This is a genomic window from Enterococcus rotai (assembly GCF_001465345.1).
In the GTDB taxonomy this organism is placed as follows: Bacteria; Bacillota; Bacilli; order Lactobacillales; family Enterococcaceae; genus Enterococcus_L; species Enterococcus_L rotai.
Genome location: NZ_CP013655.1, coordinates 2,154,820 through 2,171,201, shown reverse-complemented (window position 1 = coordinate 2,171,201; position 16,382 = coordinate 2,154,820). Strand labels below are relative to the sequence as shown.

Annotated in this window: 13 protein-coding genes, 2 pseudogenes and 1 other annotated feature; of the genes and pseudogenes, 1 reads left to right on the top strand and 14 read right to left on the bottom strand. The window is 36.5% G+C overall.

What is annotated here, in order from left to right:
* Positions 1 to 58: 58 nt before the first annotated feature.
* The gene (locus ATZ35_RS10075) at positions 59 to 793 is read right to left on the bottom strand and encodes a MurR/RpiR family transcriptional regulator (RefSeq protein ID WP_208927125.1); all 735 of its coding nucleotides are present in this window, start codon (positions 791 to 793) and stop codon (positions 59 to 61) included.
* A 111-nt stretch (positions 794 to 904) separates the two neighbouring features.
* On the opposite strand from ATZ35_RS10075, the gene ATZ35_RS10070 reads away from it, so the two are divergent.
* Positions 905 to 1,795: an ROK family protein gene (locus ATZ35_RS10070; RefSeq protein WP_208927124.1), complete on the top strand. Its 891-nt coding sequence runs from the start codon at positions 905 to 907 to the stop codon at positions 1,793 to 1,795.
* Positions 1,796 to 1,862: 67 nt separating this feature from the next.
* On the opposite strand, the gene ATZ35_RS10065 is transcribed toward ATZ35_RS10070, so the two are convergent.
* The 13 genes and pseudogenes from ATZ35_RS10065 to ATZ35_RS10005 all read right to left on the bottom strand — a co-directional run bounded on the left by ATZ35_RS10065 (position 1,863) and on the right by ATZ35_RS10005 (position 16,164).
* Positions 1,863 to 2,723 (bottom strand): hypothetical protein, encoded by an 861-nt coding sequence (locus tag ATZ35_RS10065; protein WP_208927123.1) that lies wholly within the window; start codon positions 2,721 to 2,723, stop codon positions 1,863 to 1,865.
* On the bottom strand, positions 2,713 to 3,636 hold the full coding sequence (locus ATZ35_RS10060; RefSeq protein ID WP_244148146.1) for a WD40/YVTN/BNR-like repeat-containing protein: 924 nt from the start codon (positions 3,634 to 3,636) through the stop codon (positions 2,713 to 2,715). Before ATZ35_RS10060 ends, ATZ35_RS10065 begins: the two co-directional genes overlap by 11 nt.
* A gap of 144 nt (positions 3,637 to 3,780) precedes the next feature.
* Positions 3,781 to 5,550, bottom strand: coding sequence for an aspartate--tRNA ligase (aspS, locus tag ATZ35_RS10055; protein ID WP_010764248.1), 1,770 nt, complete (start codon positions 5,548 to 5,550; stop codon positions 3,781 to 3,783).
* 33 nt (positions 5,551 to 5,583) lie between these two features.
* A complete protein-coding gene (hisS, locus tag ATZ35_RS10050) occupies positions 5,584 to 6,882 on the bottom strand; it encodes a histidine--tRNA ligase (RefSeq protein WP_208927121.1) in 1,299 nt (432 codons plus the stop codon).
* A 373-nt stretch (positions 6,883 to 7,255) separates the two neighbouring features.
* Positions 7,256 to 7,463: a binding site (T-box leader), on the bottom strand.
* A 113-nt stretch (positions 7,464 to 7,576) separates the two neighbouring features.
* The gene (locus ATZ35_RS10045) at positions 7,577 to 8,227 is read right to left on the bottom strand and encodes a retron system putative HNH endonuclease (protein WP_208927120.1); all 651 of its coding nucleotides are present in this window, start codon (positions 8,225 to 8,227) and stop codon (positions 7,577 to 7,579) included.
* Positions 8,228 to 8,232: 5 nt separating this feature from the next.
* Positions 8,233 to 9,498, bottom strand: a complete 1,266-nt coding sequence (locus tag ATZ35_RS10040) for an AAA family ATPase (protein WP_208927119.1) — start codon at positions 9,496 to 9,498, stop codon at positions 8,233 to 8,235.
* A 424-nt stretch (positions 9,499 to 9,922) separates the two neighbouring features.
* Positions 9,923 to 10,339 (bottom strand): annotated as a pseudogene (locus tag ATZ35_RS10035) (dihydropteroate synthase); the annotation flags it as partial.
* Positions 10,323 to 10,487 (bottom strand): annotated as a pseudogene (locus ATZ35_RS10030) (dihydroneopterin aldolase); the annotation flags it as partial. The pseudogenes ATZ35_RS10035 and ATZ35_RS10030, both read right to left, overlap by 17 nt.
* Before the next feature lie 206 nt (positions 10,488 to 10,693).
* Positions 10,694 to 11,155, bottom strand: coding sequence for a ZinT/AdcA family metal-binding protein (locus ATZ35_RS10025; RefSeq protein ID WP_208930465.1), 462 nt, complete (start codon positions 11,153 to 11,155; stop codon positions 10,694 to 10,696).
* 3 nt (positions 11,156 to 11,158) lie between these two features.
* Entirely contained in the window at positions 11,159 to 11,398 is a 240-nt protein-coding gene (locus ATZ35_RS16905; RefSeq protein WP_208927118.1) for a ZinT/AdcA family metal-binding protein, read from the bottom strand.
* Between the two features lie 209 nt (positions 11,399 to 11,607).
* Complete coding sequence (locus ATZ35_RS10015; RefSeq protein WP_208927117.1) at positions 11,608 to 13,368, bottom strand: choline/carnitine O-acyltransferase; 1,761 nt, start codon at positions 13,366 to 13,368, stop codon at positions 11,608 to 11,610.
* Between the two features lie 124 nt (positions 13,369 to 13,492).
* Positions 13,493 to 13,939: a D-aminoacyl-tRNA deacylase gene (gene dtd / locus ATZ35_RS10010; protein ID WP_208927116.1), complete on the bottom strand. Its 447-nt coding sequence runs from the start codon at positions 13,937 to 13,939 to the stop codon at positions 13,493 to 13,495.
* Positions 13,940 to 13,950: 11 nt separating this feature from the next.
* Positions 13,951 to 16,164 carry a RelA/SpoT family protein gene (locus ATZ35_RS10005; RefSeq protein ID WP_086280639.1) on the bottom strand — a complete coding sequence of 738 codons (2,214 nt, stop codon included), beginning with the start codon at positions 16,162 to 16,164 and terminating at the stop codon, positions 13,951 to 13,953.
* Positions 16,165 to 16,382 lie beyond the last annotated feature (218 nt).

Sequence of the window (16,382 nt, the reverse complement as noted above, 5' to 3'; positions counted from 1 at the left end):
ATAAAGGATAAATATAAACAAATTATAAACGTTGTCTACTAAATGAACTTTGCAGCTATCATTTCTTGTTGAAGCAAAAAGCTACCAAGTACTCGATTATGGCTACTGTTGGTATCTGCGAGGATAAATCAAAATTATATGGCAACCGTTGATTCTCAATATAATATGGAATATTGATTGTTGACAGTCTGGCTAAGGTATTATCATGAGTATTGGTGATACTGATGATTTGGTTGTTGCTCGATTTTAAAAGTTGAACCATTTCGATGATTTCTGCCGTTTCACCTGAGCTAGAAAAAATAATGATGGTGCTATTCTTCTCTTTCATTTGAGTAGACAAAAATGGGGCGTAAGGTTCATTTGAATACATCGCTTTAAAGCCGATCGTGTTAAACTTTCGAGCTGCATAGCTGGCCATAATCCCAGAAGAACCCATTCCTACGCAGTAAATGAAACTTGATTGTTTTAATAAAGCACTGGCAGTCTCTACTTGCTCAAGTACATTTTCAGCAAAAACTTGATTCACAAAAATTTGCTCAAGTGAAATCGTATCGGTTATGCCTTTGCCCGCAAGTTGACTTACTTCATTTTTGACATAGCGCTGAAAATCGTGATAAGAATCAAAGCCACACTTTCTTACAAAACGTGTTACAGTTGAAGGAGAACATGGAATCTGTGCTGCGATGTCACGAGCAGAACGTGTAAAAACAGTTTCTAGATTTCTAAAAATATAATTTTGTAATACTTCATCTGCATCAGACAACTGTTTGACTGATGATATTTTTTCTAGCATTCGCTTACCCTACTTATGTTAAAATTTATGTGTACATTATAGTAGAGCTTTTGATATAAGTAAAGGAAGCGAATTCAATTTGTTCGTTTAAACATTTAGGAGGGAACATAAATGAAAAAAATTCTTGTTTTAGACATTGGCGGTACATTTATCAAATATGGGGTAATGACTGATGGAGTCTTAGGACTTGTTCAAAAGCAAGTAACCCCTAAAGCAAGCGATGCCTTTAAAAAATGTTTAACAAAGCTGTACAATGAACTGGTAGAACCAATTGATGGTGTCTCCATTTCTATGCCAGGAATCATCAATGCAGACACAGGTTTCGCTGTTCATGGTGGCTCACTTGAGTTTATCAGACAAATGAATATCCTTGCGTTTTATCAAGCTATTTTCGACTGTCCTGTTGCTGTAGAGAATGATGCACGGTGTGCCATTATCGGCGAAATGAATTTAGGTCAGTTGCAAGGCGTAAACAATGCTATTATGATCGTACTCGGTACAGGTGTTGGCGGTGGTTTGCTTGTAAATGGTCAAATCGTTAGAGGCGCTCATCAATCTGCAGGAGAGTTATCGTTTGTTCAAACAAATTCATCAATGGGAATGGCCGATTTTTTTGCTGTAAAAAATAGTGTCTATAGTCTATTAAAACCTTTTGCTCACTCAATCAATAAACAAACGAGTGACGTTAACGGGGAACTCTTTTTTGAAGCGGTAAAATCTGGCAATCAGGATGCACAACGTATTTTACATACTTATTGCAATTCTTTAGCACTTCAGATCTGGAACCTTCAAACGATCCTAGATCCAGAAAAAATCGTTATCGGTGGCGGTATCAGTAGTCAAACTATTTTACTGGATTATTTAAACCAAGAGCTGAAAAAAATCTTAGATAGTCTTTCTATCAGCCCACTGATTTCCCCTTCTGTTGTGTTAAGTGCAGTTGGAAACAATGCAAATTTGATTGGTGCTTATTTTTATTTTATCCAAAGACATGGCGAATGATTGTAAATAGACGAAATAAAAAAAATGGGAGCAGTATCTTTATCCACTCTCCCATTTTTTATTTCGTCTATTGTTTAAAATACAACTCGATTTTTTGTGGTTCGTCAAGTCCAGCCTTTAATAGAATGATTTTTGTCTGAGCATTTTTAACTAAGTCTCCTTGATCGTTATACTCATTTTCCGAGTTTAAACTAATCGACCATTTAGCATTCTTGCCATCGTTTAACGCTAAGGCTGTAGTGCCAAATTGCTGAGCTTGCTCGAATGGATATTCTTCTACTTCCCCGTTTGCTTGGATCACAACTCCTGTTGCCCCACTAGACGTTAAACGGGTCTTTCCATCTTTTGATACCCAAGAACCTGTCAAATTTGATAACACATACGAATAGGCTATTTTTCGTCCACCATATGTGCCAATATATTGATGTAAGGCTTGGTCTTTTGAACGATACACCAAAACACAGGTTTCATTCGTTAGCCACGTTAGTTGATAGTCCGTGATCTCCCCAACTGGTAGTTTTTCTTTTAACCGTGCAATTATCAGATAATAATTATTGAAATAGTACAATGCATGATCATTACTTGTTTCCTTCACTAAAAAAACCTGTTTTGCATCTGGTGAAAGGCTCATAATTGTTTTTTCTTTTGGCTTTACCAATCCAAAGAGGATAGTTACTATGATGATCACTGCAACCTCAAGCCAAATTATCTGAATTTTTCTTTTCTTATCTAGGTCGACCAAGCATAGTAGCGTCAAGCCTAAAAACAAAAAGCTTCCTACTATTGCAGCGAAAAGAAGCCAATCACTAATTAAATCGAACCCTCTCGAAGAAATAACCATGAATCCACCTAAAAACAGCAAGCATAGAATCAGCAAAATCAAAAAGATGATCCCGCTAACTTTATTTATTATTTTCTTATTCCTCATCTGCCTCTACCTCACAATCAAATACCCAATTTTCACCATTATCTTTTGAAATAAACTTTCCTTTTACTAAACCACCCTTGTAGTCCCCGACTTCTCCTTGATTCAACAAAAGTTCTAGTTGATTCCCAGATTTAGACGGCATTTCAGCCACTAAAAAAATAGCTTTATACTCTTCTGGCACCTGAATCGTCGCTGTTTTCCAACTAGCTCCGCCATCTTTTGTGACTTGTAAATTAGGTGCTGCTCCGAAAGATAAAAAGCCTGTATTTTCATCAATAAAACCACCAGCTTGAACCAACGATGTTTGATTTGTACTAGCCGTTTCCTCCCAAGTTTTCCCACCATCGTGTGTTAAATACGCTACCGTTCCTTCTTGACGAGCAACTCGACCACCAGAGTAAATCACATAGCCAAAATCTTTGCTTAGAAAATCGATCTTTCTAAAACGAATACCAGCATTTTCTTGGGAAATCTCATATCTTTGCCACGTTTTTCCTTGATCCACCGTTTGTATTAGCTTCAAACCTAGATCTTCATATAGAAATGACGTCTTTTCTTTTGTTAAAAAATAGCTGTTCTCCATCAACTCATTATCATAAGAAGGCGTATATTCGCCAAATTGAATCTTTTCTAAACGTTCAGGAACTTCTTCCCAATTCTCACCTGAGTCATAGGTCACATAGAGGGATTCACCCTTGACCAATACATCTATTTGCTTTTGACTAGTTATTTCAGGTGGCTCATTTTGCTCCTTTAAATCGTTTTGTTCTGCTTCTTGCAGCCCTTTGATTTCCTTATTATATATTTCAACACTTGTTGGTCTAAACACATAAAAGGACAATCCTGCAAAAACGGTTACTACGACAACAATCATCAAAAAAAGTATATGATTCTTATTTTTCAATTTCCCCACTCCTTTAACCAAATCTCCTATTTAAATTATAGAGGAACCACTCTTTTATTGAAAGGGCTATTTTCACTTAGGAGATAAGAAAAAAGCTTCCAATAAACTATAGTAGTTTATTGAAAGCTCGTTATTCTCTGACTAAGTCAAGATTTATTCATCTATCGCAGTTACATCAATATTCAATTCAAATAATTGTAACGGTGAAACAACACTTGGCGCACTTGTCATTGGATCAGCTGCTTTTCCGTTTTTAGGGAAAGCGATCACTTCACGAATGTTGTTTTCACCAGCTAATAACATTACTAAACGGTCTAAGCCTAACGCGATTCCACCGTGTGGAGGGAAACCGTAGTCTAAAGCATCTAATAAGAAGCCAAACTGCTCTTGCGCTGATTCTTTCGTAAATCCTAGTGTTTCAAACATTTTTTCTTGTAGGTCACGTTTGTGGATACGAAGTGAACCGCCACCTAATTCATAACCGTTCAAGACGATATCATATGCTTCAGCATAGACTTTTGCTGGATCTGTCGAAAGCAATTCAATATCAGATTCTTTTGGTTGTGTGAATGGATGGTGAGCAGAAACGTAACGACCAGCTTCTTCATCATATTCAAATAATGGCCAATCAATAACCCATAGGAAATTAAATTTAGATTCATCGATCAAGCCTAATTCTTTCCCTAAGCGAGAACGAACAGCACCTAATGCAGCCGCAACGATTTCTGGTTTGTCTGCACCGAACATTAAAATATCGCCGACTTCAGCATTTGTTGCTTTGATCAAGTCATCTGAAACCTCTGTTAGGAATTTTGCAATTGGTCCTTTTAGTCCATCTTCTTCTACTTTTAACCAAGCAAGTCCTTTGGCACCAAATTGACTTACATATGTTCCTAGATTGTCCATATCTTTTCTTGAATATTTATCTGCTGCGCCTTTAGCGTTCAACGCTTTAACATGTCCGCCATTTTCAAGCGCCATTTGGAACACTTTGAAGTCAACATCTTTGACCACATCAGCGATATCGATCAATTCCATATCGAAACGTGTATCTGGTTTGTCGCTTCCGTAACGTGCCATTGCTTCATCATAACTGATACGAGGGAATGGTAACGTCACTTCGATTCCTTTTGTTTCACGCATTACTTTCGCTAACATTTCTTCAGTCATTGTTTGAATCTCTTCTGGAGACAAGAACGTTGTCTCTAAATCGACTTGAGTAAATTCTGGTTGACGGTCTCCACGCAAATCTTCATCACGGAAACAGCGAACGATTTGATAATAGCGATCGAAACCTGCATTCATCAACAATTGTTTAAAAATTTGTGGTGATTGTGGTAACGCATAAAAATGACCTGCATGGACACGTGAAGGAACTAAGTAGTCACGTGCGCCTTCTGGTGTTGACTTACCAAAATAAGGTGTTTCGATATCGATAAAATCAGTATCGTCTAAATAATGACGAATCGATTTTGTTACTTCATGACGTAATTTTAAGTTTGCTGTCATTTGTGGACGACGTAAATCTAAATAACGATATTTCATGCGAATTTCATCGCCGACGTTGTTTTCGTCTTCAATTAAAAATGGAGGTGTTTTTGCTGTATTTAAAATCGTGATATCTGTTGCCATCACTTCAAACTCGCCTGTTTTCATTTTTGGATTGATTGCTTCTTTGTCACGGTAAGTTAACTCACCAGTGATTTCTATTACATACTCACTACGACATTTATCCGCAATTTCCCACGCCTCTTTTGAATGGGCTGGATTGAAGACCACTTGTGCAATTCCTTCACGGTCACGTAAATCGATAAAAATAACGCCACCTAAGTCACGGCGCTTTTGCACCCACCCTTTTAAGGTAATCACTTGTCCTACTAAATCTGCAGAAACTTCTCCACAGTATACTGTTCTTTTTGCCATTGGTTTTTGCTCCTCTTCATTTTTTACTTTTTATTAATCAAACATCACGGTCATCATTTCATCATAGACTTCATCGAATCTTTCATAAATATCTGATAGTGGAAATGCTTTTTCATTACGATTGGCCATTGATTTTACATTTACAACGCCTTCTGCTAGTTCTGTTTCACCTAAAGTCAATGCTAGTTTGGCGTTTAATTTAGCGGCTGTTTTAAATTGTGCTTTGGCTTTACGATCCATAAAATCACGATCAGCTGAAAAACCGAAATTACGAATCGCTTGAATTAGTTTTAGAGACGCGATATTGGTTTGCTCACCGATTCCAACTACATAAGCATCGATTTCATTGATTACAGGAACTGCAACCCCTTCTGCCTCCATCGTAATCAAAACACGCTCGATTCCCATCGCAAAACCAAAACCAGGAGTTGCAGGACCGCCTAATTCTTCAACTAATCCATCATAACGCCCGCCAGCACAAATCGTTGCTTGTGAGCCCATGCCAGATGCTTCACTCATTACTTCAAAAATTGTATCTGTGTAATAGTCTAGCCCACGAACCATATTGCTATCCACTTCAAACGGGATATTCAATTCGTTTAGCATCGTTTTAACTGTTTCAAAATGTTCTTTAGATGACTCGCTTAGATAATCTAATATCGAGGGTGCATCTGCTACAATCGCTTGATCTTTTTTATCCTTGCTGTCCAATACACGCAATGGATTCTCGTGCAAACGACGTTTTGAATCCTCACTCAATTCAGCTGCTTTTGGTTCTAAATAATCGATCAATGCTTGACGGTACGCCGTTCTAGTAGCTTTATCGCCTAAAGAGTTGATCACTAATCGAATTTGATTGATGCCTAACTGTTTGAAAAAGTCTAAAGCCATCGCCATACTTTCAACATCCACAGCTGGATTCACGCTGCCAAAAGCTTCTGCTCCGATTTGGTGGAATTGTCTTAAACGACCTGCTTGAGGACGTTCATAACGGAACATCGGTCCCATATAATAGGTTTTATACGGTTTCGCAAATTCAGGTCCAAACAGTTTATTTTCAACAAAAGAACGAACGATTGGTGCTGTTCCTTCTGGACGTAAGGTTACATGGCGGTCCCCTTTATCGTAAAAGTCATACATTTCTTTTGACACGATATCTGTTGTATCTCCTACGCTGCGAGAAATGACTTCGTAGTGTTCAAAAATTGGCGTGCGGATTTCTTCATATTGGTAGTCTCGAAAAATCAAACGTGCTGTTTCTTCAACAAACTGCCATTTTTCAGAAGTTCCTGGTAATAAGTCATTGGTTCCTTTTGGTTTTTGATAACTCATTGTTTCATCTCCTATTTAGTGTTCATTATTTGTAATTTATTTTAGTAAAAATAAAGATTGGTTGGTTTAAACTGGCTTAGAGCTGGTTGGATTTTTTTAACAATCGTCCTACCGTTTATTTCGATTATGATATATGGTAACTTCTCTCCCGGTGGTTGCCAGGTGTTGTTCATCATCCATTCTGGCAAAGCCAGTCGTGGTAATTTAGGAGCTAAAGTGATCTACAGTTCCATTCTCCACCTTTTTTAAGCTTAGGCTTTTGGTGATTCCTAGTACGGTAACTTCTCTCTCTTTGTTCGCCAAGTATTGTTCATCATCCACTCTGGCAAAGCCAGTCGTGGTGATTCACAACAAAAACTCGCCCTTGTATAAATACAAGGGCGAGTGAATAGACACACGCGGTACCACCTAAGTTCGAAAGATTGCTCTTTCCTCCAACGATTAACGCTCGTAACGGAACGGCTTTTCCTCCGTTCATCTCCAGAATGTCTTTCGATCTCTCTAATGAAGTTGCTTTCAGCCATGGCAACTTTCTCTTCTACAGTTAGTTTGAAATCTACTCGTTCTTTCATCGATTTTTTTATAGTATCTATAAATTACTAGAGATTGGAAATAAAGTCAAGTAGAATTTTAGTTGGTTTTACAATAACCCTCTTTATCAATTGCTATTTATTAATTTCCAAATAAAACAATATTATTTTCTATTTAGCTTATAAAGAACAATTCCAATATACGGTGTTAACTTCCCATTTTTATCAGGTGTTAATAACCGATTTTTAATTTTTAAAATATCCATTTTTGTCCACCTACGTGGATACGATTTAGTAAAGAATTTTATTAATTCTTCTTTTACATTATTACGAGAGCTAACTAGCATAGAATCAGAACAGTTCAAATTTAAAACAGTATTGAGTTCTGTCTTAACATCTTCATCATCTGAAAAAATAATTCCATCCGTTTTATACTTAATTTTTTCTACGGTATTTCTTTTTTGAGGATCAATATGCACTAAATAGTTGTTACACTTGTGCTTATCACAGGTTAAAGATTTATCTTTCTCTCTATCGCTACCTCCAGAACAAACAGCTAATAAATTATTATAATCCAATTGTAAATTGGGAAAATCGGATATTGGATGAAAATGTTCAATAGTCATCTTATCCCCAGAAGTGCCATCCAGACTTATTCTAGACATACAATACGCACATAAATATCCTTGTTCTTTTAATAAAGAATTTTTGATATCTATTTTAACTGAAGAATCCAAATTTCTGTATGAAGCGTCTTTTTGTTTTTTATATCCAACCAAGCTATTAGGTTCCCGGCCTTTTTCAATATACAACATAGGTTTCAATCCAATTCTATTTTTTCAAATTCTAATTCCATCTCAGCAGAAACTACTATAGGATTGTTTGATCCTAACAACAGCTCCAACTCTCTCAATGCTAATTCAGCCTCTGTAATATGTTTATTGCTCAAATGACTTGAGAAAAGTTCGATGTTCTTCTTAACTTCTTTTGGTACTTTTTCAGTTTGTTGATAAGCAGTTAGAACATCCTCTATTGGAATACCATATGAAGATTTCTCATAAGATATTTGATGATTTTCGTTTATTCTGATTACTTTTGTTTCACTACTTGAAGCAAGTACAATAGGAGAATGCGTCGTTGCAATAAACTGTACTTTTGGAAAAGTTTTCATTAAAGCATTAATTATCTTCCACTGCCATCTTGGGTGCAAGTGGACATCTATTTCATCAATTAAAATAATCCCGGTTGTTTCTTGTGTAATATTTTCTCGCAGTTCAGGATTTAACACGGCCATTCGATAAGCAATATCAAATGCCATCCAAATCAAGGCCTGATATCCAGAGCTTAATAAATTGATTGAAATTCTTGTTCCATTTTCTTCATAGACTAGTTCTTCTTCTTTTTTACTATAAAAAATTTTAGTAACACTCGAATCATTCATTTCACTCATAAATGTCATAACCGCATCTTTTACCACTTCATATTCCATAATTCTGCGATCTTCACTCCAAGATATTTGTTCCATTTTTGCACACCATTTAATAAATTTTTTGGTATTTGATTTTGGCCACAGACTCCCTACGTAAGCACCATAACGAGATAAATCATTTTTTTTACTCGTCTTGTGTTCTCGCCCTTCAGTCCACATTCTACCTGCTCCTTGATAACTGATGACTGGCATAATGGACGTACTATCTTTAATCAATTCTCTAGAAAGGTATGCAATATCTCTAGGTTCAATTGTTGAACGAGACGCTTTATAACTACTTTTACGTCTCGTCCAAGTATACAAATGTCCTCTAAAATCAGCAGTCGCAGTGAGTTCTACAGGAACTTTATATTCTACATTGTAAGAAGCATCGCCAAGTGTTTTCGTTTCGATACGAACTTCGTTATTGTTTATATGTCGACCATATACCCCGTCAATCCCACTTACAAATCCTCCTAATACAGTTGCGATTGCATCCAAAATAGATGTTTTTCCAAAACCATTGTTTCCAATAATGAGATTGAATCTCTTTGAAAAATTAATATCTAATTGTTCAATACCTTTGAAATTTTTAATTTCAATCTTTTCTATGTTCAATTTTAATTTCTCCCCACACATTAGTATTTTCAGATGAAGATCCGACCAGACTTAATAGCTAAAACTACTTTATTTATATAGCTGGATGCCAACCATTAATTTTTTATAACTCCTGAATTCTCATAACAAAGTACCATTACAGCTATACACAAACTTAATTTTAACAATAGAATATCTACTTATAAAATCTAACTGTCTATTTACCCATTTTAAATTTAAATAGTTGTCTCATCTTTCATTATACAACATAACTGCGGTTAATTCGTTAAACCGATTTAAATAATCCAAGATTTTTTAGAAGAAATTAACTAGATATTAAAAATTAGTTGGCAAATTTTTCTGAATAAAAAACTAATTTAATCTTCATTAAAAGAAACTTATTAGAATGATCATTATTTAACCTATTCAAAAAAAACAGTAGACACTAGTTTCTATTCAGCGTTTGCCACACATTCAACGTGTCTCGCATTCCTTTAACCTGATGAACCCGAACGATTTCTACCCCTTTAGTTATAGCAAATAATGAAGCAGCAATTGAACCAAAATCACGTTTTGAAGGGGCAGCTTCATTAGTCAATGCCGCAATCGTTCGTTTTCTTGATACGCCATACAACAACGGATAATCTTGATATCGAAAAGCTTCTGGATGTTTTAAGATCTCTATATTTTCTTCTTGTGTTTTGCCAAAACCAATGCCTGGATCAAAACAAATTCGCATTAAATCAATTCCCGCTTTTTGACAAAGTTCTATTTTTTCTTGATAAAACTCTTGAATATCCTCAGCTACTGATAATTCAGTACGTCTTGGACGTGAATGCATGATGATCACACCACAATACGGTATCATTCACATCATCGGTCTTACCAGCCTGATCTAATGACAATCTTAATTCAACATCCACTTCCAATTGTTGCCCTAAAATTCGTTCTTCTGGTAGAACACCATTTTTAGTATAAAACTTCATATTATTGATTCTGATTTTTCCCAATTGGCTCTCATCCTTCATCTGTTTTATGACTGATCAACTCAGTTGCCATTATTATACTATAGAAACGCTAGAAAACTTTAGCTTTCTGCTTTTTAAGACATTTTGTTGCAAAAATTCCATTAATGAGTAGGAATAGGCTGCTTTATTTTGATATCAATTGACTAAAAAAAGAAATGAAGTATTTTGCCTTCATTTCTTTTTTACGTTTAATGATAATGCAACATATCATGGACAATATCGGCGCCTGATAAATCACTCTTATAATAGGTTGGCCAATTTTCCAATTCTTTCAATAGCGTATCCTGACTCTCATCTCCAAAATACAAATGAAAATGCTCAGCTTTCGTTGGCTTGATGTTATGATCACTAAATTGAATATGCTTTGGTGCACCGCTATTTTCGTCAATAGTGCTAAATAGATAGCGTACACCTTTTTTACCAGAATCGTAGGTCAAAATTTTATACCCATCATATTTGTACTCTGCTTTTTGAGATGTCTCACCTTTAAAAAATTCAATTGTGTTTTCTTCGATCTTGATTCTTTGTGTATCGGTCTTATAGCCTGTTGTATAATACTCTTTATACTCAGCAAAACTTTTGTCTTTTTTCTCTTCTGCTTTATGTTCCAGTACTTCATCTAACGTTCCATCAAGTAAATAAGGATAAATCGATTACCAATCACCAGACCAATCCTGCAAAGTTCTATTTTGAACGTCGGCTTCTTCAAACTCTCCGTCATGTGTGTGCTTATGTTGATGATCATGCACGGACTTTTCTTTGGTACTCTGACTGGTTTCAGAATCCTTATTTGCTATTTCTGGACGCTTATTTTGTGTACACCCACTAATCAGCATAGCCCCTAACAAAAAAATGCCTACTGCTATATATCGTTTTTTCTTTTCCGTTTTCATAAACGAACCTCCATTTTCATTTTATTGATTAAATCAACTTTATTTGATAGCCCCTTTCTGTTTTAGCTGACACAAAGTGTAATGGTTACGATTTAATCAAATCATTTCATATTACCTTCTAGAAAAAATCAACAAAAATAAACAATACCGAGAATAACGTTAAGACTTATTGATCATCTTCGTTATTATTTTCAGTATTGTTTTCGTCTTTAAATAGCTAAAAGTTCTGCTAACTCAATCATCGCTTGTTCTATTCCTTCTAGCAGTTGTATTGCTTGCTGTTCACGATTTTTTTTGGCTGATATGGTTAAAATCACTTCTTCCTCTAAAATACCGTAATACAGACCAAAACCACTTTTGTTGACGGGACCAAAGCTAAATGATTCTAAAATATTGTAAGGAATCCCAGTAGTAGAAATAAAATCGTCACCTAAAATCCTAAGCGCTTCTGCAGTAAAAGTAGTTGTCTCTGTTTCGGAACGCACTATCATTTTTTGCAAGCCAAACAGATGACGCTCCACACCTTTACCGTTTTGGCATTGAATAATACGATCAGAATGCGCCTTTGCAGCTTCAATGAATAATGTGACTAACGCTTCTTGGTTTTGTCGCTTGTTTTTATTGTAAAAAGCTTCTACAAATTGCTTTTTCTCTTCGCTGATTGAACGAGCTGATTCCGTGCGTCCCTCATAATACATACGCATTGCAACTGGTTCATAAACTGATCTTAGCTTCCCAAAAACCGTTTGTTGTGCCATCGCTAAGGCAATATGAAAAAAAGCATCTGGACTGACGTTTGCTTGCTTCATTCGTTCTTTTCCTATAGCTGAAATGACTCGATGTTTGATACTATACGAACCATTTTCTTCTTCCACAAGTTTGCGCGCTGCTTCTAGACTATCGATCATTTGGCTCGTCAAAGTCCAGTCCAATTTTTGAGCAAGATCAGAAGAACATTTCGTAGCTATTGTAGTAGCAGGGGCATTAAATGATTCAACTATTTTAGTCAGTAAGTTCAAAGTTGGTACACCATCGATGGCAGTGTGTTCCATATTAAAACCGATATGACCATTTTTAGTAATGACTGCTTGGGTTGTTTTTGACAGAAATTGATGGCTCGTATTCAATAAAACTTCGTTGATACACTCCTCTTTTGACTCATCTTTGCCATTTGAAAAGCTTAAAATAAACAAAGCATCTTCAATCTGTTGCAGATTCTGATAATTAAGCTCGTCTTGTTTGAGTTGTTGATAAAGCACATAAGAGTACCCTCTTTCAACTCCAGTTAGATAAGAAATCAACTCTTCTCCTTGTTTCGGGATTATTTCCAGTGATTGAATATAATTCAGATTTTCTTGTAATTGCTCCAAAGGATAGATTTGCCCTGATGCATTCGTTACATCTAAACGGAAATAGACGCCATTTACAAAAATCATGATGTAAATTTCAGCAGTTTGTGTTTCTCCTCTGTAAAAGGAATCCTGCTTATTTCCAGGTATTCGACAGCTTTTGAAAAAATTTAAGTAGAAAGACATATCTACATGTTGATTATTTTTGGTAAATTCGACCGGGTATGTTCCGTCAGCTAAACTTAGATAAATTTTAGTCAGTTGATAAATCAGCTGAGCGGCTCGCGCTTCTTTTGATTTAATTTGATCATAATATTCCTTTTTGATAATCAATGCAAAATTTGATTCACTTTGTAAAGGTCCACGACTTTCTAAATAACTTTTTTGCCATAACGGAGCTAACCAACTACCAGTGGTTTGTTCCATTTGTTCAACTAATTCTGTTTGTAATAGCGCCCCAACAGAAGTACTAAAGGTTGTCGCTTTTGTTTGAAAAGCGGCTAGCTCTTCTGCTGTGACTAGAGGGCTAATCCATTCGTTTAGTCTAGCTAAGGTTTCATAGAGTTCCGGTACAGGTAGTTTTTTTAATTTCGGTTGTAATTGTTCTTTGTATTTTTCCATTGTACACCTCAACAATCGCTTGATACTTCATTATACCAAGCATTTCTACCTTAATGTGACTTTCCTTATAACTTATAAAAAAAACATCATTCCCCCGCAAATACCTTCAGGAATGATGTTTCTGTTATTTATCTTTTGTGTCAATAATGATCGTTACTGGTCCATCGTTGATCAATGATACTTTCATATCAGCTCCAAATTCACCTGTCTCTACAGGGATCGCCAATTCTTTCAATTGTTTATTGAATTGCTCATATAAAGGAATTGCGACTTCCGGTCGAGCTGCTTCGATAAAGCTAGGGCGGTTGCCTTTTTTCGTATCTGCATATAAGGTGAATTGAGAAACACTTAAAATACTCCCATTAATCTCTTGCAGACTTAGATTCATTTTACCGCCATCATCTTCAAATACACGAAGTTTACTGATTTTACGAACTAGATAAGCCACATCCTCTATTGTATCTGATTCATGGATTCCCAATAAAATCATAAATCCTTGGCCGATTTTTCCAACACTTTGTTGCTCGATCACCACTTCAGCTTGTGTTACACGCTGAATCACTGCTCTCATATTTATACCTCCTAGCCATTGGTACGACGGACATTATAAACGTCCGGTATATTTTTGATTTTATCTACGATTGTTTTCAAATGTGCTAGATTTTGAATCTTCACTGTGACGTGGATCATCGCCATTTTATTTTTAGTCGGTTTGGCTTCTACACTCACTAAATTTTTAGTCATTGAACTGATGACTTGTAAGACATCATTCAGTAATCCACTGCGATTATAGCCGTAAATCTCTAAATCAGCATCATACTCTTTATTCGAATTGTCAGTATCTTCCCATTCCACTTCTATCAAGCGTTGGGCAAGTTCTTCTTGATGTTGCACGTTAGGACAATCAGCTCTATGAATTGAAACCCCACGGCCTTTTGTGATGTATCCGACGATTTCATCCCCAGGAACAGGATTACAACAACGACTGATACGAACAAGCAGATTTTCAACACCTTGAATCACGATGCCGCCCTCATGACGAACTTTCATCTTATCGGATTCTTTTTTGACAGGTTGTGTCATTAATTCTTCTGCTTCTTGTTTTTGGCGTTCGATTTCTTGCTCTTTTCGTTCTTTTTCTGTTAAACGATTAAAGACCACTTGAGCACTGATTTCACCGTAACCAACAGCCGCATAAAGATCATCTTCTGTTTGGAAATTAAAACGATCTAGTGCTTCCGCCATTTTCGTTTTACTTAGAAATTCTTTTGGCGTAAAACCGTGTTCGATCAAGTACTTACTGATGGCGTCGTGACCTTTGATAATGTTGACTTCACGATCTTGAACTTTAAAGAATCGTTTGATTTTGTTTCGCGCCTTACTGGTCGCAACCATTTTCAACCAGTCACGACTTGGGCCAAAGGAGTTTGGCGAGGTCAAAACTTCAATGATATCTCCATTTTTCAGTGTGTAATCCAATTGGACCATTTTTCCATTGACTTTGGCACCCGTTGTTTTGTTCCCGATTTCAGTATGCACACTATAAGCAAAGTCTAACGGGCCAGAGCCTTTCGGCAATTCGGTCACTTCACCAGTTGGAGTGAAAACATAGACTTTATCGCTGAAAATATCACCTTTAACACTTTCCATAAATTCAGAAGCATCGTAGCTTTCATCTTGTAGTTCCAGAATTTCACGGAACCAACTCAATTGTTTCGTATCATTATCTTCATCGACTTTTTCAGTCTTCCCTTCCTTATAAGCCCAGTGAGCCGCAACCCCGAACTCAGCGATTTGATGCATTTCGTGCGTCCTGATTTGGACTTCTACAGGGTTTCCTTTTGGTCCGATAACGGTCGTATGGATCGATTGATACATATTAGCTTTTGGCATGGCAATATAGTCTTTAAAGCGTCCAGGCATGGGGGTCCATTTTGTGTGAATCGCTCCTAAGACAGCATAACAATCTTTGATCGAATCAACGATTACACGGATTGCCAATAAATCATAAATTTCATTGAATTGTTTTTTCTGATCTTTCATTTTGCGATAAATCGAGTAAATATGTTTTGGACGTCCATAAATTTCAGCATAAATATCTAAATCTTCTGTCGCTAAACGAATGTCTTCCACAGCTTCTTCAACATAGGCTTCCCGTTCGTCTCTTTTACTTTGCATTAAATTAACGATTCGGTAATATTGGTTTGGATTGATATAGCGTAACGCGGTATCTTCCAGTTCCCACTTGATCCGGCTGATCCCTAAACGATGGGCAAGCGGTGCATAGATTTCGATTGTTTCTTGTGCAATCCGACGTTGTTTATCTTCCCGCAAATGTTTTAGTGTGCGCATATTGTGCAAGCGGTCAGCTAATTTCACCATGATCACACGTAAATCTTGCGCCATTGCTAACAACATTTTCCGGTGATTTTCAGCTAATTGTTCTTCGTGAGATTTATATTTTATTTTACCAAGTTTGGTCACGCCATCTACTAACATCGCAACGTCTGCACCAAATTCATTTGCTAGATCTTCAAGTGTTACGTCAGTATCTTCTACTACATCATGTAAAAATCCTGTCGCAACAGTATGTGGATCCATCCGTAATTCAGCTAAAATTCCAGCCACTTGGATTGGATGGATAAAATAAGGTTCACCTGACTGTCTAACTTGACCCTCATGCGCTTTTTCTGCGTAATCGCAGGCTTTTTGAACAAACGCAACATGTTGAGGCGCCATATATTTTGATACGAGCTTAATGACTCCAGGTCCTGTCATAATCTCCTCTTTTGGCATGGTTCTCACTCCTTTTACTTTTGGGTCCGATATCCGCTATCTCTACGTCGCTTCGCTTCCTAGAATAGAGGTACTCCTTTTACTTTTGGGTCCGATATCCTCTATCTCTACATCGCTTCGCTTCCTAGAATAGAGGTACTCCTTTTACTTTTGGGTCCGATATCCTCTATCTCTACATCGCTTCGCTTCCTAGAATAGAAGTACTCCTTTTACTTTTG

Coding starts and splice junctions, on each gene's coding strand:
- ATZ35_RS10075 (WP_208927125.1), bottom strand. CDS start 793: ATGCTAGAAAAAATATCATCAGTCAAACAGTTGTCTGATGCAGATGAA.
- ATZ35_RS10070 (WP_208927124.1), top strand. CDS start 905: ATGAAAAAAATTCTTGTTTTAGACATTGGCGGTACATTTATCAAATAT.
- ATZ35_RS10065 (WP_208927123.1), bottom strand. CDS start 2,723: ATGAGGAATAAGAAAATAATAAATAAAGTTAGCGGGATCATCTTTTTG.
- aspS (WP_010764248.1), bottom strand. CDS start 5,550: ATGGCAAAAAGAACAGTATACTGTGGAGAAGTTTCTGCAGATTTAGTA.
- hisS (WP_208927121.1), bottom strand. CDS start 6,882: ATGAGTTATCAAAAACCAAAAGGAACCAATGACTTATTACCAGGAACT.
- ATZ35_RS10045 (WP_208927120.1), bottom strand. CDS start 8,227: ATGTTGTATATTGAAAAAGGCCGGGAACCTAATAGCTTGGTTGGATAT.
- ATZ35_RS16905 (WP_208927118.1), bottom strand. CDS start 11,398: ATGAAAACGGAAAAGAAAAAACGATATATAGCAGTAGGCATTTTTTTG.
- ATZ35_RS10015 (WP_208927117.1), bottom strand. CDS start 13,368: ATGGAAAAATACAAAGAACAATTACAACCGAAATTAAAAAAACTACCT.
- dtd (WP_208927116.1), bottom strand. CDS start 13,939: ATGAGAGCAGTGATTCAGCGTGTAACACAAGCTGAAGTGGTGATCGAG.
- ATZ35_RS10005 (WP_086280639.1), bottom strand. CDS start 16,164: ATGCCAAAAGAGGAGATTATGACAGGACCTGGAGTCATTAAGCTCGTA.